Origin of the sequence: Komagataeibacter xylinus, assembly GCF_009834365.1 — a bacterium.
Classification (GTDB): Bacteria; Pseudomonadota; Alphaproteobacteria; order Acetobacterales; family Acetobacteraceae; genus Komagataeibacter; species Komagataeibacter xylinus_D.
In genome coordinates this window covers 2,149,463-2,169,313 of record NZ_CP041348.1, presented here as the reverse complement: position 1 = coordinate 2,169,313, position 19,851 = coordinate 2,149,463, and the positions used below count along the sequence as shown (strand labels likewise).

At 64.2% G+C, this 19,851-nt stretch carries 16 protein-coding genes; 8 read left to right on the top strand and 8 right to left on the bottom strand.

Annotated elements, in window-relative coordinates; genetic code table 11:
* Positions 1-51: 51 nt before the first annotated feature.
* The 4 genes from FMA36_RS10290 to FMA36_RS10275 form a co-directional block, all read right to left on the bottom strand.
* The gene (locus tag FMA36_RS10290) at positions 52-654 is read right to left on the bottom strand and encodes a GNAT family N-acetyltransferase (RefSeq protein ID WP_159263848.1); all 603 of its coding nucleotides are present in this window, start codon (positions 652-654) and stop codon (positions 52-54) included.
* Positions 644-2,623, bottom strand: a complete 1,980-nt coding sequence (rpoD, locus tag FMA36_RS10285) for an RNA polymerase sigma factor RpoD (RefSeq protein WP_159262225.1) — start codon at positions 2,621-2,623, stop codon at positions 644-646. The genes FMA36_RS10290 and rpoD overlap by 11 nt, the downstream gene beginning before the upstream one ends.
* A 220-nt stretch (positions 2,624-2,843) precedes the next feature.
* Positions 2,844-4,637, bottom strand: coding sequence for a DNA primase (dnaG, locus tag FMA36_RS10280; RefSeq protein WP_159262224.1), 1,794 nt, complete (start codon positions 4,635-4,637; stop codon positions 2,844-2,846).
* 21 nt (positions 4,638-4,658) lie between these two features.
* Positions 4,659-5,117 (bottom strand): GatB/YqeY domain-containing protein, encoded by a 459-nt coding sequence (locus FMA36_RS10275; protein ID WP_159262223.1) that lies wholly within the window; start codon positions 5,115-5,117, stop codon positions 4,659-4,661.
* A gap of 153 nt (positions 5,118-5,270) precedes the next feature.
* Here FMA36_RS10275 and carA point away from each other — a divergent pair, with 153 nt between their 5' ends.
* The 4 genes from carA (at position 5,271) to FMA36_RS10255 (ending at position 11,753) form a co-directional block, all read left to right on the top strand.
* The gene (gene carA, locus FMA36_RS10270) at positions 5,271-6,668 is read left to right on the top strand and encodes a glutamine-hydrolyzing carbamoyl-phosphate synthase small subunit (RefSeq protein WP_159262222.1); all 1,398 of its coding nucleotides are present in this window, start codon (positions 5,271-5,273) and stop codon (positions 6,666-6,668) included.
* A gap of 13 nt (positions 6,669-6,681) precedes the next feature.
* Entirely contained in the window at positions 6,682-9,936 is a 3,255-nt protein-coding gene (carB, locus tag FMA36_RS10265; RefSeq protein WP_159262221.1) for a carbamoyl-phosphate synthase large subunit, read from the top strand.
* A gap of 135 nt (positions 9,937-10,071) precedes the next feature.
* Positions 10,072-10,545: a transcription elongation factor GreA gene (greA, locus tag FMA36_RS10260; protein WP_061271302.1), complete on the top strand. Its 474-nt coding sequence runs from the start codon at positions 10,072-10,074 to the stop codon at positions 10,543-10,545.
* Positions 10,546-10,556: 11 nt separating this feature from the next.
* Positions 10,557-11,753 (top strand): threonine ammonia-lyase, encoded by a 1,197-nt coding sequence (locus tag FMA36_RS10255; RefSeq protein ID WP_159262220.1) that lies wholly within the window; start codon positions 10,557-10,559, stop codon positions 11,751-11,753.
* A 62-nt stretch (positions 11,754-11,815) separates the two neighbouring features.
* On the opposite strand, the gene FMA36_RS10250 is transcribed toward FMA36_RS10255, so the two are convergent.
* From FMA36_RS10250 to msrB, 3 genes are all read right to left on the bottom strand, one after another.
* A protein-coding gene (locus FMA36_RS10250) for an IS630 family transposase (RefSeq protein WP_159260215.1) occupies positions 11,816-12,764 on the bottom strand; the annotation gives its coding sequence in 2 pieces (ribosomal slippage) (positions 11,816-12,400 and positions 12,402-12,764; 948 coding nt in all).
* A 146-nt stretch (positions 12,765-12,910) separates the two neighbouring features.
* A complete protein-coding gene (gene upp, locus FMA36_RS10245) occupies positions 12,911-13,564 on the bottom strand; it encodes a uracil phosphoribosyltransferase (protein WP_159262219.1) in 654 nt (217 codons plus the stop codon).
* A gap of 98 nt (positions 13,565-13,662) precedes the next feature.
* Entirely contained in the window at positions 13,663-14,064 is a 402-nt protein-coding gene (gene msrB / locus FMA36_RS10240; protein ID WP_159262218.1) for a peptide-methionine (R)-S-oxide reductase MsrB, read from the bottom strand.
* Positions 14,065-14,156: 92 nt separating this feature from the next.
* Between msrB and gpmI the strand changes: the two genes are divergently transcribed.
* The 4 genes from gpmI (at position 14,157) to FMA36_RS10220 (ending at position 19,362) form a co-directional block, all read left to right on the top strand.
* Entirely contained in the window at positions 14,157-15,713 is a 1,557-nt protein-coding gene (gpmI, locus tag FMA36_RS10235; protein WP_159262217.1) for a 2,3-bisphosphoglycerate-independent phosphoglycerate mutase, read from the top strand.
* A gap of 38 nt (positions 15,714-15,751) precedes the next feature.
* Positions 15,752-17,077, top strand: coding sequence for a peptidoglycan DD-metalloendopeptidase family protein (locus tag FMA36_RS10230; RefSeq protein ID WP_475704534.1), 1,326 nt, complete (start codon positions 15,752-15,754; stop codon positions 17,075-17,077).
* A gap of 148 nt (positions 17,078-17,225) precedes the next feature.
* Positions 17,226-18,836 (top strand): S41 family peptidase, encoded by a 1,611-nt coding sequence (locus FMA36_RS10225; RefSeq protein ID WP_159262216.1) that lies wholly within the window; start codon positions 17,226-17,228, stop codon positions 18,834-18,836.
* A 22-nt stretch (positions 18,837-18,858) separates the two neighbouring features.
* Positions 18,859-19,362 (top strand): RNA pyrophosphohydrolase, encoded by a 504-nt coding sequence (locus FMA36_RS10220; protein WP_159262215.1) that lies wholly within the window; start codon positions 18,859-18,861, stop codon positions 19,360-19,362.
* Here FMA36_RS10220 and FMA36_RS10215 read toward each other — a convergent pair.
* Entirely contained in the window at positions 19,344-19,763 is a 420-nt protein-coding gene (locus FMA36_RS10215) for an NUDIX hydrolase (RefSeq protein ID WP_159262214.1), read from the bottom strand. The two genes, FMA36_RS10220 and FMA36_RS10215, sit on opposite strands and share 19 nt — an antisense overlap.
* Positions 19,764-19,851: the final 88 nt, after the last annotated feature.

The following is a 19,851-nucleotide window of genomic DNA, read 5'->3' as shown; positions in this document are numbered from 1 at the left end:
GTTTGTGTTATAACAATATCTGAGATACTATTTTTATGCGCATGCCCACATTCAGGCCAGCCGCAGCCTTGCGGGCGGCACAAGGCCGAGCGCATGCGGAATGGTCCAGACCTCATGCAGGGTGCGCACCTTGCGAAAACCCGCCCGCAGATAATTGGGCAAAGCGCGTGGATGATCCGCCGAACAGGTATTGACCCTGACCACGGCAGGCCGCAGCCCCCACGCACGCGCCACCATATTGTGCAGGAAGGCCTGCCCCACCCCGCGCCCGATCCATGCGGGCAGCAGGCCGAAATAGGCGATGTTCACGTCCGGCCCGTAGCGGCTGTCGAGTTCGCAGAAACCGGCAGGCTCGTTTCCATCATAAAGCACATGCACGGCAATGCCGGGGCCTGAAAGCAGGCGGGCAAGCTCGGCATCGGGCATGACGCGGCGCAGCCACCAGCAGTAATCCTGCCCGACTGCATCATACAGGGCACGGTACCACGCAACGCCGGGGCGGAAGGTCTGGCGGATGGTGTAGCCCGGCGGCAGCGCCGGAGGGATCCCGGGGGGTGGACGATCCATGCACAGGAACGTCACATCCACCCCGATCCGTGTTCCACCCCCATCCGGTTCATCGCGGCTGGGGGTACATGGAACCTCAGTTATCATCAAGGAACGAGCGCAGCTTGCGGCTCCGGCTCGGGTGCTTGAGCTTGCGCAGCGCCTTGGCCTCGATCTGGCGGATACGCTCGCGGGTCACGTTGAACTGCTGGCCCACTTCCTCAAGCGTATGGTCGGTGTTCATGCCGATGCCAAAGCGCATGCGCAGCACGCGCTCCTCACGCGGGGTAAGCGAGGACAGTACCCGCGTCGTTGCCTCGCGCAGGTTGGTCTGGATGGCGGCATCAAGCGGAATGACAGCGGCCTTGTCCTCGATGAAATCACCAAGGTGGCTGTCTTCCTCATCACCGATCGGGGTCTCGAGTGAGATCGGTTCCTTGGCGATCTTGAGCACCTTGCGCACCTTTTCAAGCGGCATACCCAGCTTCTCGGCCAGTTCCTCTGGCGCGGGTTCGCGCCCGATCTCGTGCAGCATCTGGCGCGAGGTGCGCACGAGCTTGTTGATCGTCTCGATCATGTGCACGGGAATGCGGATGGTGCGCGCCTGATCGGCAATCGAGCGGGTGATGGCCTGCCTGATCCACCATGTGGCGTAGGTGGAGAACTTGTAGCCACGGCGGTATTCGAATTTGTCCACCGCCTTCATCAGGCCGATATTGCCTTCCTGAATCAGGTCAAGGAACTGCAGGCCGCGATTGGTGTATTTCTTGGCAATCGAGATCACGAGGCGCAGGTTGGCCTCGATCATTTCCTTCTTGGCGCGCGCCGAATCCCGCTCACCGCGCGAGACGGTGGCATAGACGCGACGGAACTCGCCTACCGGCAGCCCGGTTTCCTGTGTCAGTTCCGCCACCTGGTTGCGCAGGCGGATGACCGTCTCGGCATGCTTGGCGAGGAAGTTCTTCCACGACTTGGCAGGCAGGGTGGCGACCATGTCCATCCAGCCCGGATCGAGTTCGCGGCCACGGTATTTGAGCAGGAAGTCATCACGCGAGACGCGGGTGCTCTCGGCCAGACGCAGCATGCGGCCTTCAAGGCCGTTGAGACGCTGGAAGATTTCCTTGAGGTGCTCGACCAGAACCTCGATGCGGGCATTGTGCAGGTGAACCTGCTGCACCTTGCCCACCAGTTCCAGGCGCAGCTGCTCGTAGCGGGCTTCCTCATCGGCGGAAATTTCGGCACCGGCGGTGAATTTTTCCAGCCGCTCGGCCTGCACCTTGTGCAGCGCCTCGTACAGCGCCTCGACTTCCTGAAACTGCTCGAGGATCTCGGGCTTGAGCTTTTCCTCCAGCGCGGAAAGCGACAGGCCGGCGCCTTCGCCCTCACCCTCGCCTTCGCTCTCGCTTTCCTCGGCCTCTTCGGTCTCGTTGCCCTCGTTCTCGGCAAAGGCATCCTCGCCCTCGGCAGCCTCGGCGGGGTCGTTGCCACCTGCCTGCATGGCTTCGAGGTCAACGATGTCGCGCAGCAGCATCTCACCGGCCTTGAGCCGCTCATGCCATGAAATGATGGCGCGGAAGGTCAGCGGGCTTTCACACAGGCCACCGATCATCTCGTCGCGGCCCGCCTCGATGCGCTTGGCAATCGCGATCTCGCCCTCACGCGAGAGTAGCTCGACCGAGCCCATCTCGCGCAGGTACATGCGCACCGGGTCATCGGTGCGGCCAAGGCTTTCGGTATCGACGTTACCGGCGGCGGGTTCCTCGCTCTCGGTCTCTTCCTCGGCGGTGTCGTCGCTCTTGGTTTCAGCGGCGGGAGCAGCCTCGGTGTCGTCGTTATCCTCGTTCTCGACCACCTGCATGCCCATCTCGGACAGGGCGGCCATCACATCCTCGATCTGCTCGGAGGACATCTGGTCCTGCGGCAGGACGGCGTTGAGTTCGTCAAACGTGATGTAGCCGCGTTCCTTGCCGCGCGCGATCAGTTTCTTTACGGCGCCGGACCGGGTGTCCAGCAGGGTTGTATCGTTGTCCTGATCCCCTGAAGCCGTGTCCGTACCCGTGGCTGTCTTTGTCGCCATGCCCGATCAATCCCTACCCAGCAAATCCGTTTACACGCGTGCGCCCAAACCAGCCCGCGCACAGGGGCCGCGCCCTTGTTCCCGTCCCCTTCGCGCTCCGGGACAGGATACGGCCAATCATACCGTTTTCATCTGCATTTGTCTGGTGCAGGTGGTCGATAACATGGTCGAAGTCAAGGGCACGCGCGCCCCATTTCATTCAATCGGCCCATTTTCCGCCTCATTCCTCTTCCTCGTCATCGCCCCGGCGCAGGGCATCGAGGGCCAGCAGGCGGGTGCGCAGGCTGTTCCATTCCGCCTCGTCCGGCGTGCCCGCGCACAGGCGCTCGGTATCGGCACGCAGTTCGGCGGCGAAGCGCTCCACATCCAGCAGCCCGTAGAAATGCCACCACTCCTGCTCGGGGTCGGTGTCGAACAGGTCGGCATCGGCGGCCTGGCCCCGCCGCCCGCGCGTGGCATCCACGCGCTGGCGCACATCGGCAAGGCCAGCGGCGGCCAGCCGGGCGGCAAGTTCATCCTTATCGGGCAGTTCACCATTGCGGTCATACAGGTCGAGCAGTTCCTCGCGCAGGGCGGCGAGATCGGGGGGCAGTTCGAGGCTGCAATAGGCATCCTGCACCGCGTCAAGCACCTGGGGCTGTTCAAGCAGGATGGCGCTGAGAATGCACTGGCGCTGCAGGTCGGCGGCCATAGGGGCGACCGGCGCCGTGGCCACGGGCACCCGTTTCGCGCCACCGCGCCCATCGCGGCGGAAGGTCTGGAAAAAGCTGTCGAGCAGGGTCGAGCGGTATTCGGCGGCCAGCGTCTTGTCGGGGATGAGGGCCGCCACCGCCACGAGCTTGCGCCGCAGGGCCGCGCGCTGCTCGGGGCCGGGGTCGCGCACGCCCTCGCTCATCAACCCGAACAGCACCTGCCCCATCGGGCGCGCGCCCTCGATCATGGCGGCCATGGCAGAACTGCCATGGCGGCGCACGAGGCTGTCGGGGTCTTCGCCTTCGGGCAGGGTGCAAAAGCGCAGGGTGCGCTCGACATTGAGCAGCGGCAGCGCGGTTTCCGCCGCCTTCACCGCCGCACGCTGGCCCGCATTATCGCCATCGAAGCACAGCACGGGTGCAGGGGCGACCTGCCACAGCGCCTCGAGCTGCTCGGCGGTGAGTGCCGTGCCCAGCGGGGCGACGGCACCCGCAAAGCCTGCCTGATGCAGCGCGATGACATCCATGTAGCCTTCAACCACCAGCAGTTCGGCCCCTGCCCCGCTGCCACGCACGCCCTCGCGCGCGCGGTCGAGGCCAAACAGCACCCGGCGCTTGGAGAAAATCGCGGTCTCCGGCCCGTTGAGGTATTTGGGCTGGCCATCGCCCAGAATGCGCCCGCCAAACGAGACCAGCCGCCCGCGCCGGTCGCGGATGGGAAAGGTCACGCGGTTGAAAAACAGTTCACGCTGCGGCGCGCCGCTCTCATCAGCGCGCATGACACCCGCATCACGCAGTATGGCGGGCGTAATGTCGAGCTTGGCCATTTCGGCCACCAGATCGCCCCGCCCCGCACCTGACCAGCCCAAACCAAAGGCAGCGATGGTCTCCTCGGTCAGGCCACGGCCCTGCAGGTAGGCCAGCCCCTCGCGCCCCTCCGGCTCATACAGCCTGCGCTGCCATGACTGCTGCACGGCCTCGAGCACATCGCCCAGCGTGCGGGCCCGGTCTGCGCGTTCGCGCTGCACCGGATCGGGCTTTGGCATTTCCATGCCCGCTGCCGTGGCCAGCTCCTCCACCGCCTCAGGGAAGGAGCGGCCCTCGCTCTGCATGACGAAGGTAATGACATCGCCATGCGCCTGACAGCCAAAGCAGTGGTAGTGGTCATCATAAACGTAGAATGATGGCGTCTTTTCCCCATGGAAGGGGCAGCACGCCTTCCAGTATTTCCCCGAGCGCACCAGCTTGGTGCGCCGCCCGATCACGGGGGCGATGGGCGTGCGGGCACGCAGCTCGTCAAGGAATGCGGGGTCAAGCGCCATCGTAACCGGGCTCCGGCGTGATCAGGCCGAAAGCCGCGCGCGCACGACCGCCGATGCACTGGCCGGGTTCAGGGCTGCGCCAAACTGCTCCTTCAGCGCCGCCATGACCTTGCCCATGTCCTTCATGGAGGTGGCATCGGTGCGCTCGATGGCTTCGCGCACGGCAGCCTCGATGGTGGCGTCATCCAGATCAGGCGGCAGATAATCGCGGATGATCGCGATCTCGGCCTCTTCCTTCTCCGCCAGTTCGGGGCGGCCGCCCTTGATGTACATCGCCGCCGATTCCGTGCGGGACTTGATCATGCCGCGCAGCATGGAAATCACCGCCTCATCGCTCACCTGGTCCTCGCCCTTGGCGCGGCCTGCGATATCGACATCCTTCAGCTTTGCCGTAATCATGCGGATGGTGCCGACCTTTTCGCTCTGGCCAGCCTTCATGGCGGTTTTCAGGTCATCCATGAAACGTGCGCGCAGGGACATGACTGTCAACTCCTCTGCCCGGCGGGAGGGCACGATGCCCCCTTGCATGCCGGGAATAATTTTCCCAATGTCTCGATGTAAGGGTATGTAGGAATTTTCTTCCCAATTACCAGAGACGCTGTTAGGCAATACTCCCGGAAGGGACATCATCCAATGCCGATGACGATAGAAAGTATTATCGAACGCCTTGGCGGGGCCGAACAGGCCGCGAAGCTGGCTGGCGTCAGCACCGAGGCCATTCGCAAATGGCGGCAGGCCCGCGCCATTCCGCCCAAGCACTGGACCACCGTGCTGCGCGCCACCGGCCTGTCACTGTCCGACCTGCAACCCGCTACAGAATCCGACCGACCGGAGCCCCCGATGAGCACGTCAAACCCGATCGCACCGGCCGACAGGCCCAAAGCTGCGACAGCCGCCCTGATCCTGGCCGATGGCACCATCCTGTGGGGGCGCGGATTCGGCGCGTACAGCACGGAGCGCGCGCTGGGCGAGATCTGCTTTTCCACCGGCATGACCGGCTACCAGGAAACGCTGACCGACCCGTCCTTCGCAGGGCAGATCATTACGTTCACTTTCCCCCATATCGGCAATACCGGCACCACGCCGGAAGATGATGAGGCCACCGCCATCAACGCCCGCGCGCTGGTGGTAAAGGAAGACCTGACCGCGCCTGCCAACTGGCGCGCGACCGAATCGCTCGATGCATGGCTCAAGGCGCAGAACGTGCCGGGCATCTGCGGCATCGACACCCGCGCCATCACAAGCCGCATCCGCGAAGGCGGGCCGCAGACGGCCATCGTGGCCTACCCGGCCGATGGCAAATTCGACCTCCCCGCCCTGCTCGCCCAGGCCCGCGCCTGGCCGGGGCTGGAAGGCATGGACCTTGCGCGTGAAGTGACCTGTGCCAAGCCTTACGGCTGGAGCGAAGGCGTGTGGCAGTGGCCGCATGGCACTGTTCCCCTGCCCGAGAAGCGCCGCAAGGTGGTGGCTGTTGATTACGGGGCCAAGCGCAACATCCTGCGCTGCCTGGCCTCGGCTGGCTGTGACGTGACCGTTGTGCCCGCCACCGCCACGGCGGAGGAAATCCTGGCACTCGACCCCGCGGGCGTGTTCCTGTCCAACGGGCCGGGCGACCCGGCGGCAACCGCCAGCTATGCCGTGCCCGCCATCAGGGGCGTGCTCGAGGCAGGCAAGCCGGTCTTTGGCATCTGCCTCGGCCACCAGCTTCTCGCCCTTGCACTCGGCGCAAAAACCTACAAGCTGGCGCGCGGCCACCGGGGCGCGAACCAGCCGGTCAAGGACCTTGAGACCGGCAAGGTGGAGATCACCAGCCAGAACCATGGCTTCGCGGTGGATGACAAATCGCTGCCCGCCGATGTGCGCACCACCCATACCAGCCTGTTTGACGGCTCGAACGAGGGGATCGCCACCAGCCGCTACCCGGCGTTTTCGGTGCAGTACCACCCCGAGGCCAGCCCCGGCCCGTCAGACAGCCACTACCTGTTCCGCCGTTTTGTCGACCTGATCGACACCACAACCAAGACCGCGTGAAAGCCGACCCGACATGCCCAAACGGACAGACATCAGCTCCATCCTGATTATTGGCGCCGGCCCGATCGTGATCGGCCAGGCGTGCGAATTCGACTATTCCGGCGCGCAGGCGTGCAAGGCCCTGAAGGAAGAGGGCTACCGCGTCATTCTCGTCAACTCCAACCCTGCCACGATCATGACCGATCCGGGGCTGGCGGATGCGACCTATATCGAGCCGATCACCCCGGAATTCGTCGAGCGCATCATACTGCGTGAAAAGCCCGATGCGGTCCTGCCCACCATGGGCGGCCAGACGGCGCTCAACACGGCCATGGCGCTCGACAAGTCCGGCTTCCTCAAAAAGCACAATGTCGAGCTGATTGGTGCCAATGCCGAGGTGATCGACCGCGCCGAGGACCGCCAGAAATTCCGCGAGGCGATGGACGAGATCGGCATCGAGAGCCCGCGCAGCCTGATCGCCCACACGCTTGATGAAGCCCGCGCAGCCCTTGCCACCGTGGGCCTGCCTTCGGTCATCCGCCCCTCGTTCACCATGGGCGGTTCGGGCGGCGGCATTGCCTACAACAAGGAGGAGTTCGACCGCATCGTCTCCTCCGGGCTTGATGCCTCCCCCACCACGGAAGTCCTGATCGAGGAATCCGTGCTGGGCTGGAAGGAGTATGAGATGGAGGTCGTGCGCGACACGGCTGATAACTGCATCATCATCTGCTCCATCGAGAACATCGACCCGATGGGCGTGCATACCGGTGACTCGATCACCGTCGCCCCCGCACTGACGCTTACGGACAAGGAATACCAGCGCCTGCGCGACATGTCGCTGGCCTGCCTGCGCAAGATCGGGGTAGAGACCGGCGGCTCGAACGTGCAGTTCGGCATCAACCCGGTCGATGGCCGCGTTGTGGTGATCGAGATGAACCCGCGCGTGTCGCGTTCTTCCGCACTTGCCTCCAAGGCCACGGGCTTCCCCATTGCCAAGATCGCGGCCAAGCTGGCAGTGGGCTACACGCTGGATGAACTGACCAACGACATTACCGGCAGCACGCCTGCCTCGTTTGAACCCACGATCGACTACGTGGTGGTCAAGATCCCGCGCTTTACGTTCGAGAAGTTCCCCGGCACGCCTGCGCTGCTGTCAACGAGCATGAAGTCGGTTGGCGAGGCGATGGCCATTGGCCGCTCCTTCCCCGAGGCCATGCAGAAGGGCCTGCGCTCGATGGAAATCGGGCTGGCGGGGCTGGACCCGGTCGAGGCGCCTGGCGATGGCGGCCCGGATGCGTTCCGCGCAGCCCTGTCGCAGCCGCGCCCCGAGCGCATCCTCATGGCGGCCCAGGCCCTGCGCGCGGGGCTGAGCGTGGAAGACATCCATGATGCCTGCCGCTTCGAGCCGTGGTTCCTGCGTGAGCTTGCCAAGATCGTGGCCGCCGAGCATGCGGTGGTGCGTGACGGCCTGCCCGAGGATGCAGACAGCCTGCGCGCCCTCAAGGCCATGGGCTTCTCCGACATCCAGCTTGCCCGCCTTTCTGGCACGCAGGCCGCGGAAGTGGCCAAGCTGCGCGAAGGCCGTGGCGTAACCCCGGTTTACAAGCGCATCGACACCTGTGCCGGTGAGTTCGCCTCCCCCACGCCCTACATGTATTCCACCTATGAAGGCGGGTACGGCGTGCCGGAATGCGAAAGCAGGCCGACGGACCGCAAGAAGATTGTCATTCTTGGCGGTGGGCCGAACCGCATCGGCCAGGGCATCGAGTTCGACTATTGCTGCGTCCATGCCGCCTACGCCCTGCGCGAGGCCGGTTTCGAGACAATCATGGTCAACTGCAACCCCGAGACCGTCTCGACCGACTATGACACCTCGGACCGCCTGTATTTCGAGCCGCTGACAGCCGAGGATGTGATCGCCCTGATCCGCCGCGAGCAGGAGAACGGCACGGTTCTGGGCTGCATCGTGCAGTATGGCGGCCAGACTCCGCTCAAGCTTTCGCACGCGCTTGAGGGTGCTGGCATTCCGCTGCTCGGCACGCCTGCCGATGCAATCGACCGCGCGGAAGACCGCGAGCGCTTCCAGGCCATGCTGCACAGGCTTGGCCTGCGCCAGCCTGCCAACGGTATTGCCCGCAGCCCGACGGAAGCCGAGGCCGTGGCCGAGAAGATCGGCTACCCGGTGGTGGTCCGCCCGTCCTACGTGCTCGGTGGTCGGGCGATGGAGATCGTGCATGACCGCGCGAGCCTGCAGCGCTACATGCGCGTGGCCCTCCAGCTTGCAGGTGCGGAAGTCGCCAACGGCCCGGTGCTGATCGACCACTACCTGAACGATGCGATCGAGGCCGACGTGGACTGCATTGCCGATGGCAGGGAAGTCTATGTGGCTGGCGTGATGGAACACATCGAGGAGGCAGGCATCCATTCGGGTGACAGCGCCTGCTCGCTGCCACCCTACACGCTCTCGCCCGCCATCGTGACCGAGCTCAAGGCCCAGACCGAGGCCATGGCACGTGAACTAGGCATTGTGGGCCTGATGAACGTGCAGTACGCGATCAAGGGGCAGGAGATCTTCGTGCTCGAGGTCAATCCCCGCGCCTCGCGCACCGTGCCCTTCGTGGCCAAGGCGACCGGCGTGCCGGTGGCCAAGATCGGCGCACGCGTCATGGCCGGCGCGAAACTGGCCGAGTTCCGGCTTGATGACCGTGCCGTGGCCCCGCATGTGGCGGTGAAGGAGGCGGTGTTCCCCTTCAACCGCTTCCCCGACGTGGATACGATCCTCGGCCCCGAGATGCGCTCGACCGGTGAGGTCATGGGGCTTGATGCCTCGTTCGAGCGCGCATTTGCCAAATCACAGCTTGCGGCAGGCGTGAAGCTGCCGCTTTCGGGCACGGTGTTCCTGTCGGTGCGCGATAGCGACAAGGCCGCGGTCAAGTCGATTGGCCGCCTGCTTGTCGAGATGGGCTTCAGGGTCGTAGCCACGCGCGGCACCGCCAAATACCTGCGCGAAGCCGGTGTTGCGGTGGACGTGATCAACAAGGTGCTCGAAGGCCGCCCCAACTGTGTCGATGCCATCCGCTCGGGCGAGATCCAGATGGTCATCAACACCGCACAGGGCGCGCAGGCGGTCAGCGACAGCTTTGACATCCGCCGCTCGGCGCTCACCCATGGCATTCCGCACTACACCACCATTGCGGGGGCACGGGCCGCAACGCATGCCATTTCGGCCATGCGCGAGGGGGTTCTTGAAGTCGCGCCGCTTCAATCCTATTTTAAGGGATCATTCTGAGCGCATCGCCACGACGCGGGCGGTCTGCTGGCTCCTTGGGCTGGCAGGCTGCCCGTGTCGTATTACAGGCAATACGCCCGGACACAGCAACCAACCGTCAGTTGCGGAAACTGACCTTCACCTCGGGGACAAACCTTGCAGAAATTTCCGATGACAGCCCCCGGGCTCGAACGGCTTGAAGACGAACTGCGCAAGCTCAAGAGTGAAGAACGCCCCGCGATCATACGCGCCATTGCCGAAGCGCGGAGCCATGGCGACCTTTCGGAAAACGCAGAATACCATGCCGCGCGTGAGCGCCAGTCCTTTACCGAAGGCCGCATTCAGGAACTTGAGGAAATCGTCTCCTCCGTGGAGGTGATCGATCCCGCCTCGCTCTCGGGCGATCAGGTCAAGTTTGGCGCGCGCGTCAAGCTCGTCGATGAGGAAACCGACAGGGAAGCCACCTACCAGATCGTGGGCGTGTACGAGGCCGACATCAAGCAGGGGCTTCTGTCCATTTCCTCGCCGCTGGCCAAGTCGCTGATTGGCAAGAGCGTGGGCGACAGCGTGTCCGTGCCCGCCCCCGGCGGCGACCGGACCTACGAAATCCTGGAAGTTACCTACGGCTAGGCCATAAACCCGTGATCACGCTTGAAGATATCACCGCAGCCGCAAAGCGGATAAAGGGGCGCGTGCTGCACACGCCCACCATCCCGTGCCAGACCCTCTCACGCGCGACCGGCGCGGATATCGTGCTCAAGCTCGATAACCTGCAGGCGGTGGGCTCGTTCAAGGAGCGCGGGGCAGCCAACAAGCTCGCCCTGCTCACCCCGCGCGAGCGCGAGCGCGGCGTGATTACCGTATCAGCGGGCAACCATGCGCAGGGTGTGGCCCGCCATGCCTCACTGCTTGGTATTGACGCGGTGATTGTCATGCCGCGCTTTACCCCTGCCGCCAAGGTCACGCGCACTGCTGCGTGGGGGGCCACCGTGGTGCTTGAAGGCAACAACTTCGCCGAGGCCACGGCACATGCCAACATGCTGTGCCAGCGCGAGGGGCGCGTGTTCGTGCACCCCTATGATGACCCCGAGGTCATGGCCGGACAGGGCACGTTCGCGCTCGAACTGTTCGAGGATGCTGGCCCGCTTGACACCTTCGTCTGCCCCATTGGCGGTGGTGGCCTGCTCTCGGGCTGCGCCGTGGCCGGGCGGGCGCTCCAGCCGGGCATGGACATTATTGGCGTGCAGGTGGAAAACTTTTCCTCGCTCGCGGGTTTCCCCGGTGATGAGGTCATGCCACCGGGCGGGGCCACCATTGCCGAGGGCATCGCGGTGCTGCAGATCGGCCGCCAGCCGCTCGAGGTCATTCGCGAACTCGTCTCCAGCGTACTGGTCGTGCCGGAAAGCGCGATCGAGACCGCAATTACCATGCTGGCCGAAGGCGCCAAGCAGGTGAGCGAGGGCGCGGGGGCCACGGCCCTTGCCGCCGTGCTGACCTACCCCGAACTGTTCCGGGGCAAGCGCGTGGCGCTGCCCATTACGGGTGGCAATATCGACAGCCGCATCCTGGCCAACACCCTGCTGCGCTCGCTGCTGCGCGACGGGCGGCTGTTGTGCCTGAAAATGGAAATACCCGACCGCCCCGGCGTGCTGGCCGACATCTCGCGCAAGATTGGCGATGAGGGCGGCAACATCATCGAGGTCTCGCACCAGCGCCTGTTCACCACGCCAAGCGTGCAGGCCGCCGAGCTTGAAGTGATGATCGAGGCGCGTGACCCCGAACATGCCCGGGCACTCGAAGCCGAACTGGCCAAGACCTATATCGTTCGCCGGGCCTGACGCTGGCACCCAGAAACAGAACATAAACGTTTCCGGGTGCCGTCTTTTAGAGCATTCTGTGATTAGATTGATGCGTATCCTGAGTTCTTGAGATAATTGGCGCATTCCCGTGGAGAGAAGCATTTGATGAGTTCGCCGATGCGTTTCCATGTTGTCTCAACGGATCTCTCTGCGGCTTTTCGCAGCAAAGTCTTGAGTTTGGCGAAGGCCTGTTCGATCGGATTGAGATCGGGACTGTAGGGCGGCAGGAAGATCATCCTCGCCCCGACAGCCCGAATGGCCTTGCGAACCGCATCGCCCTTGTGACTGCCGAGATTGTCGAGCACGACGATATCGCCCGGCTTGAGTGTTGGAACCAGAAACTGCTCGACATAGGCCAAAAAACTGCGCCCGTTGATCGGTCCGTCGAGAACGCAGGGTGCGGTGATCCGGTCATGACGCAAGGCAGCCAGAAAGGTCAGTGTCTTCCAGTGGCCATGAGGGACTCTGGCTCTCAGTCTCTCACCTTTGCGGCAACGGCCGTGCGTGCGCGTCATGTTGGTCTTGGCCCAGGTTTCGTCGATAAAGACCAGATGCGTGGGATCTATATCGGCCTGATAGCGCTTCCAGAATTTACGCTTGCGCGCGACGTCAGGCCGATCCTGCTCGCAGGGCAGCACGCTTTTTTTTGAAGCTGATCCCTTCGGATTGGAAAAAGCGCGAGAGCATGCCTGTGTCGGCCTGAACGCCACGCTCCTCGCGCAGTCGGATCGACAGCGCCGCAAGGGTGATATCAGGTTCGGCATCAATGATGGCCAGCAGCCAGGCCCGTTCAGGTCTGGTTTTCGAGGGACGATGCCCGCCCGTGCCGGCGCAGCACCGATCTCCGATGCGTCTTGCGCGCTGCACCCATTTGATCGCTGAAGAATCACTCACGCCGAAACGCCGCGCCGCTGCCCGGCAACTCATGCCGTCTTTCTCCACCGCATCAATCACGCGGTCTCGTAAATCCTGCGAGTAAGCTTTTGGCATGAAGGCTGGCCTCCTTCACCAGTCTTCATCTTGAATCACATCAGACGCCCTTTTGGAATCCTATGATTCAATCTATTCGCAGCGTGCTCTAAGAAAAACGGCATTTTTCGAAGCTTTTTGAAAAAAGCTTCACCAAAAACTTCTGCTTATTTCGTACCGAACAGCCGGTCTCCCGCATCGCCCAGACCGGGGCGGATATAGCCGTGCTCATCCAGCCCGCGATCAATCGCGCAGGTCACGATCCGCACATCGGGGTGCGCCCTGCGCAGGCAGGCCACCCCTTCGGGCGAGGCGAGCAGGCATACGAACACCATCCTGTTGCAGCCAGCCTGCTTCAGCCGGTCAATGGCGGCCACGGCGCTGTGGCCTGTGGCCAGCATGGGGTCAACCACAAGGCAGATCCGGTTGCCGACATCATCGGGCAGTTTGAGGTAATATTCGACCGGCTCCAGCGTTTCAGGGTCGCGGTACAGCCCGACATGACCAATACGCGCCGAGGGCACAAGGTCGAGCAGCCCGTCAAGAATGCCATTGCCAGCGCGCAGGATCGAAACAAGGCACAGCTTCTTGCCCGCCAGCCGCCGGGCCTCCATGCGCTCCATGGGGGTGTTGATTTCCACCGGCTCGAGCGGCAGGTCACGCATTGCCTCATAGCCCAGCAGCAGGCTGAGTTCACGCGCAAGCCTGCGGAATTCCCCGGTCGAGGTCTGGCGTTCGCGCATCAGCGTCAGCTTGTGCTGCACCAGCGGGTGATCGACAACAACAACACCCGCATCATGCGGGGTGGCAGGCTCGGTCATCTTTATTCCTTCTAAAAGGTCATGAAAGTTTTCGGATGCCGCGTTTTTCAAAGCATCCTGAAAAAAGCTTCACCAAAAACTTTCTTCCGGTGCGTGTTTCAGCCAGCACCGTCACGCGGCACGAATGTCAGGGCCAGCCCGTTCATGCAATAGCGCAGGCCGGTAGGCGGCGGCCCATCGGGAAACACATGGCCCAGATGCCCGTGGCACTGCGCGCAGTGCACCTCCGTGCGGGTCATGCCGTGGGTGGTATCGGTGGTGGTGCCGACCGCGCCGGGAATGGCCTCGAAAAACGAAGGCCAGCCGCTGCCACTTTCATATTTCGTGCCAGAATAAAACAGCGGCGTGCCACAGCCCGCGCAACGATATTCCCCAGCACGCTTTTCGTTATTCAGCGGGCTGGAGCCGGGGCGCTCGGTGCCGTGTTCGCGCAATATGCGCAACTGCTCGGGGCTCAGGCAGCCGCATGCGGCACCTCCCCTGCTTGCGGGATCAGACATGGCTGCTTCCTTCCTTGGCTACAGAGGCATTTGACGCTGAACGCTTTTAGGGCATCATGCCACACAAAATAAAACAGGGAGAAAATAACCCCATGAACGACCATGAAACGGTGAACACCCCGCCCCGCCCCGTCATGCTGGTGGTGCTGGATGGATTCGGCTGGCGCGAGGATGAAGCCAATAACGCGGTCAGGGCCGCCCGTACCCCCGCTTTTGATAAATTATGGGCGACCGGCCCCCGCGCCTTCCTGAAAACGTGTGGCGAGGACGTGGGCCTGCCGGGTGGGCAGATGGGCAATTCCGAGGTCGGCCACCTCAATATCGGCGCGGGCCGCGTGGTCATGCAGGAACTGCCGCGCATCAGCACGGGCCTGGCCGATGGCACGGTGGCAGACAGCGCCGTGATGCGCGATTTCATTGCCGCGCTGAAAAAAACCGGCGGTACCTGCCACCTCATGGGCCTTGTCTCGCCCGGTGGCGTGCATGCGCATCAGGATCATGCCGTGGCGCTTGCCCGTATCGTGCGCGCAGCCGGCGTGCCGGTGACCATGCACATCTTTACCGATGGCCGCGACACCGCCCCGCAATCCGGGCACGGCTATGTGTGCAAACTGCTCTCGGCCCTGCCCGAGGGCGTGCGCATCGGCACCGTGTCAGGCCGCTATTACGCCATGGACCGCGACCGCCGCTGGGACCGGGTGGAGAAGACCTACAACGCCATCGTAGCCGGTGAAGGCCCACATGCGGGTGATGCCCTCGATGTGCTCGACAAGGCCTATGAGGCTGGCACCACCGATGAGTTCGTCATCCCCACCGTCATCGGCGAATATGGCGGCATGCGCGATGGCGATGGGGTGCTGAGCTTCAACTTCCGCGCCGACCGCATCCGCCAGTTGCTCGATGCGCTGCTCGAGCCGGATTTTGAGGGTTTTACGCGCACGAAACTGGTCAACTTCGCCGCTGTCACCGGCATGACCCGCTACAGCGACCGGCTGGCCGAGCTGATTACCGTGCTGTTCCCGCCGCAGTCCCTGCATGACCTGCTGGGTGATGTGGTGAGTGCTGCCGGGCTGAAACAGCTGCGCATGGCCGAGACGGAAAAATACCCGCACGTGACCTACTTCCTCAATGGCGGGCGTGAAGCACAGCTTGCGGGCGAGGACCGGATCATGGTGCCCTCCCCCAAGGTCGCGACCTATGACCTCCAGCCCGAAATGTCGGCCCCCGAACTGACCGACCGCGCGGTGGAGGCGATCGGCAGCGGCAAATACGACCTGATCGTGCTCAACTTCGCCAATGCCGACATGGTGGGCCATACCGGCGTGCTCTCTGCCGCCATCAAGGCGGTCGAGGCGGTGGATACGGGGCTGGGCCGCATTGCCCACGCCATCGAACATGCAGGCGGCGCATTGCTGGTCACCGCCGATCACGGTAATGCGGAAACCATGTTCGACCCCGAAACCAACGGCCCCCACACCGCGCACACGCTCAATGTGGTGCCCGTGGTGCTCGCGGGTGGGCCGCAGGGCATCGGGCTGCATGATGGCCGCCTGGCCGATCTGGCCCCCACGCTGCTGCAGCTCATGCACCTGCCCCAGCCCGCCGCCATGACCGGGCACTCACTGCTGGATGGGCCCACGCCATCCTGACACCAAGCCTGCATTCCAAAGCCCGCTGGCCGGTCTGCCTGGCCAGCGGGTTCCTGCTTCTATGCGCGACACACGCACCTGCCGGGGCCGTATCCACCCATGCGGGGGGCAGCACGCCCCATGCCCGCACGGGCCATGCCACGCACACTGCCCCCCATGCCTCCACGGCCAGCGAGCAGCGCATCCGCCAGCAGCTTGAGGCCGCCCGTACCGCACATGAAAACCTGCTGGCACGCGAGCAGCAGCAGGCCCACGACCTCGAGACCCGCCGCAAGGAGCAGCAGGAGGCCCGCGAGCAGGCCCGCGCCGATGCCGAAAAAGCCGCCAGCCTCTCCGCCGCCACGGTGGACGCCACGGCCCGGCTGCAACAGACCGAGCAGCAGGCCGCCGATATTGACGACCGTATTGGCGACCTGCATGCCGAGCAGGCGGCACTCCGCCAGCAGCTTGCAACCCAGGTCGCCCGCCTCGCCCCCCTGCTTCCGCTGGCCGAGCGCCTGTCGCTCTACCCCGCCGACACATTGCTGGCCGTGCCACTTCCCGCTGACCGCGCCGTGACCGGCCTGCTGGTGGTGCACGGCATGATGACCGACATCGCCCGGCAGGCCCGCGCCATACATGACCGCCGCGCCCGCCTGCTCGCCCTTGATGATGAACTCGGCCGCCAGCAGCAGCAGATGCGTCAGGTCGTAACCCAGCGCGAAAGCCAGCGCGATGCGGTCAACCGCGCCGCCCACGCCGCCCTTGAGGCCCAGCAGCGCTCGAATGCCGCAGCGCAAAGCGCCACGCAGGCAGTGGAAGAGGCCGCCCGCCGCGCATCAGACGTGCAGGACGCCATCACCCGCATCGAGGAAACCGAGGAACAGGCCGAAAAAAATCTTGAACAGGCCGCCCGCGCCGCCGAGCGCGCGCATAACATGCAGGCCGCCACCGCAGCCCGCCGCCAGGCGCATGAAATGGCCGATGGCGCGGGCCCCGGCATCAGCACCGCCAACGCCAGCGCGGGCGCGCCCGTGGCGGGCACGGTGCTGACCGGCTGGGGCCACCCGACCGAAAGCGGACCCGCCACCGGCATTACCTACGCGCCGCCCTCACGCGCAAGCGTGCGCGCGCCATGCACGGGGCGCATTGATTTTGCCGGGCCGTTCCGTACCTATGGTCAGATGATGATCCTTGACTGTGGCAAGCATTACCGCTTCGTGCTGGCGGGACTAGGCGAGATTGCGGTAGCCGCGGGCCAGCAGGTCAGCCGTGGGGCGGCGGTGGGGCAGATGCCGCAATGGAGCGGCGGCGGCTCGCGGCCAACCCTGTTCGTGCAGTTGCGCCACGGGGGGAGCACGGTCAATCCGGCGCCATACCTGTAATGGCGCGCAAGGCGGTTTTGTCCCCGGCAAAGGTTCGGTATATGGTACCGACCCGTGACGGATGGGCAAGACCACGTTACAACGCAACGCGAAGATTACGTGCAGGCCTGCCGGAGCATGGCGGCGGGCACCCAGGAGACAACGACGCATGAAATTCCGTAATGGCCTGCTGATCGGTTGCGCCTTTCTTGCAGGGATCGTGGCGGCCCCGCAGATTGCCCACTATTCAGCCAGCAGGTGGGGCGGCTTCGCCCCCATGGCCCATGCGGCGGATACAGTCTCGAAGGATGACAATTCCCCTCAGGAAATCGAACAGCTCATGTTCCTGTTCGGTTACGTGCTGGAGAAGGTGAAGGCCAATTACGTCGAGCCGGTCTCGACGCGCGACCTCATCACCAACGCGCTCAACGGCATGCTGAGCGGGCTGGACCCGCACTCCTCCTACATGACCGAGAAGCAGTTCTCCGACCTGCAGGTCCAGACCAAGGGCTCGTTTGGCGGCCTCGGCCTGGAGGTGCAGGGCGAGGACGGGCACGTGCGCGTGGTCTCCCCCATCGATGATACGCCTGCCGCCCGCGCTGGCATCAAGCCCGGTGACTTCATCGTGGCGATCGATGGCAAGAACATCGATGGACAGCCGCTCGATCAGGTCGTGACCCGCATGCGCGGCAAACCCGATACGCGCATCACCCTGACCCTGATCCGTGAAAAGACGCCCAAGCCCGTCATCGTCACCCTCACACGCGCCATCATTCCGCTGCAGGTCATCAAGTCCGCGCTGTATGACACTATCGGCTATATCCGAATCGCGCAGTTCAACGAGGAAACGCAGTCCGGCCTGATGGCGGCCTACAAGAAACTGCAGGCCCAGACCCATAACAAGATGGCGGGCCTGATCATCGACCTGCGCTCCGACCCCGGCGGCCTGCTCACCCAGGCGATCGATGTGGGCTCCGACTTTGTCCGCAGTGGCGAGATCGTTTCCACCCGCGCCCGCCACCCGCAGGACAGCCAGCGCTGGGATGCGCATAATACCGACATTACCGGCGGTCTGCCCATTGTGGTGCTGATCAATGGTGGCTCGGCCTCGGCCAGTGAAATCGTGGCCGGTGCGCTGCAGGACCATCAGCGTGCCGTACTGCTTGGCGAGAAGACCTTTGGCAAGGGCTCGGTGCAGACCATCCTGCCCATTCCCGGCGAGGGTGCGATCCGCCTGACCACGGCGCGCTACTACACGCCATCAGGCCGGTCCATCCAGGGTCTGGGCATCATCCCCGACATTCCCGTGCGCGAGGCGCATGATGATAGCGGCTACAGCATTCACGAAGCCGATCTTGCGCACATCATCAAGAACCGGGGCGGCAATACGGCCCAGGCGCCCACGCGCACCGATCTGCCCGCCATAGCCAAGACCATCCCGGCCCAGCCGCCCGCAAGCTGGCCGGAATATGACCCGACCAAGCCCACGACCGACTTCCAGTTGCAGGAAGGGCTGCGGGTCGTGCGCTCCATGGCCGGGCTGCCGGTGTCGCCCGAGCCACCCGCACCCCATGCGGATAAGGCAGCGGCCCCTGCGCCTGCTGCCGCGACACCGGCCCCCAAGGTCGCGCCGCCTGCCGCCACATTGCCCGCGGCACCTGCCACCACGCCGGATGCACCGCCGCCCGCAACTCCTGCCCCTCCGCCCGCACCGGCGGAAAAGCAGGCCCCCGCGGCCCCGGCAACGCCTGCGGTGCCCGCAGCGCCGGCTCACCCCTGATCGTGCCGGAAGACCAGTCTTCATGACCAGCCAGACCGTCCTGCCCTACCGCCCCAATGTGGGTGCGCTCGTGTTCAACCTGCGCGGGCAGGTACTTGTCGCCCGCCGCACCGACATGCCGGGCGCGGGTGGCCCACCGGATGAAGGCGTGTGGCAGTGCCCGCAGGGCGGCATTGATGAAGGCGAAACCCCGCAGGTTGCCGTATTGCGCGAACTGCATGAGGAAATTGGCACTGACAGAGCCGAGATCCTGGCTGCCTACCCCGAATGGCTCAGCTACGACCTGCCTGCCCACCTGATTGGCAAGGCGCTTGGTGGCCGCTACCGGGGGCAGACGCAGCAGTGGTTCGCCCTGCGCTTTACCGGGCAGGATGCCGACATACGGCTGGATACGCACCAGCCCGCCGAATTCGATTTATGGAAATGGGTGGAGCTTGCGCAGTTGCCCCACCTCAATGTCGGCATAAAAAAAGATATTTACGCTAGGCTTGCCGCCTATTTCGCGCCTTACGCCACTGCCAGCTGAGGCATGAGGCCAGCGCGCGCCAGGGCCGTCCACGTTTTGCCACTGAGCAGCGGAGCAAGGCACAGCCCTGCTGCATCGGCTGCCGTGATCCAGCGCAGTTCAGCAATTTCAGCGGCAATGGCGGGCGTGCCGTCAAGTTGCCCGGTCCAGATGCGGGCCTGCACGGTATAACCCGGCTCATTGGCGGCGGGGGCTGAAAAATCACCTGCCAGTTCCGCCCTCAATGTGAGGGCGCAGCCCAGTTCCTCATCAATTTCACGCAATAACGCCTGTTCCGGGCTTTCGCCCGCCTCCGGCTTGCCGCCGGGCAGCATGAAGGCCGTGGTGCCGCGCTTGCGCACGACGAGCAGACGCTCATGTTCAATCACTGCCGCACAGACAACCCGGATCACCCCTGTCATGACCTTGCTCCTGCCTTAAACTGACAAAAGTTTTGGGATGCCGCCTTTTTTCACAAAGGCGACATTCTTCAAAGCTTTTTGAAAAAAG

What these genes read in the sequence shown, in the direction of transcription:
- FMA36_RS10290 (WP_159263848.1), bottom strand. Translation starts at nt 654, where the DNA reads ATGATAACTGAGGTTCCATGTACCCCCAGCCGCGATGAACCGGATGGG.
- rpoD (WP_159262225.1), bottom strand. Translation starts at nt 2,623, where the DNA reads ATGGCGACAAAGACAGCCACGGGTACGGACACGGCTTCAGGGGATCAG.
- dnaG (WP_159262224.1), bottom strand. Translation starts at nt 4,637, where the DNA reads ATGGCGCTTGACCCCGCATTCCTTGACGAGCTGCGTGCCCGCACGCCC.
- FMA36_RS10275 (WP_159262223.1), bottom strand. Translation starts at nt 5,117, where the DNA reads ATGTCCCTGCGCGCACGTTTCATGGATGACCTGAAAACCGCCATGAAG.
- carA (WP_159262222.1), top strand. Translation starts at nt 5,271, where the DNA reads ATGCCGATGACGATAGAAAGTATTATCGAACGCCTTGGCGGGGCCGAA.
- carB (WP_159262221.1), top strand. Translation starts at nt 6,682, where the DNA reads ATGCCCAAACGGACAGACATCAGCTCCATCCTGATTATTGGCGCCGGC.
- upp (WP_159262219.1), bottom strand. Translation starts at nt 13,564, where the DNA reads ATGACCGAGCCTGCCACCCCGCATGATGCGGGTGTTGTTGTTGTCGAT.
- msrB (WP_159262218.1), bottom strand. Translation starts at nt 14,064, where the DNA reads ATGTCTGATCCCGCAAGCAGGGGAGGTGCCGCATGCGGCTGCCTGAGC.
- gpmI (WP_159262217.1), top strand. Translation starts at nt 14,157, where the DNA reads ATGAACGACCATGAAACGGTGAACACCCCGCCCCGCCCCGTCATGCTG.
- FMA36_RS10225 (WP_159262216.1), top strand. Translation starts at nt 17,226, where the DNA reads ATGAAATTCCGTAATGGCCTGCTGATCGGTTGCGCCTTTCTTGCAGGG.
- FMA36_RS10220 (WP_159262215.1), top strand. Translation starts at nt 18,859, where the DNA reads ATGACCAGCCAGACCGTCCTGCCCTACCGCCCCAATGTGGGTGCGCTC.
- FMA36_RS10215 (WP_159262214.1), bottom strand. Translation starts at nt 19,763, where the DNA reads ATGACAGGGGTGATCCGGGTTGTCTGTGCGGCAGTGATTGAACATGAG.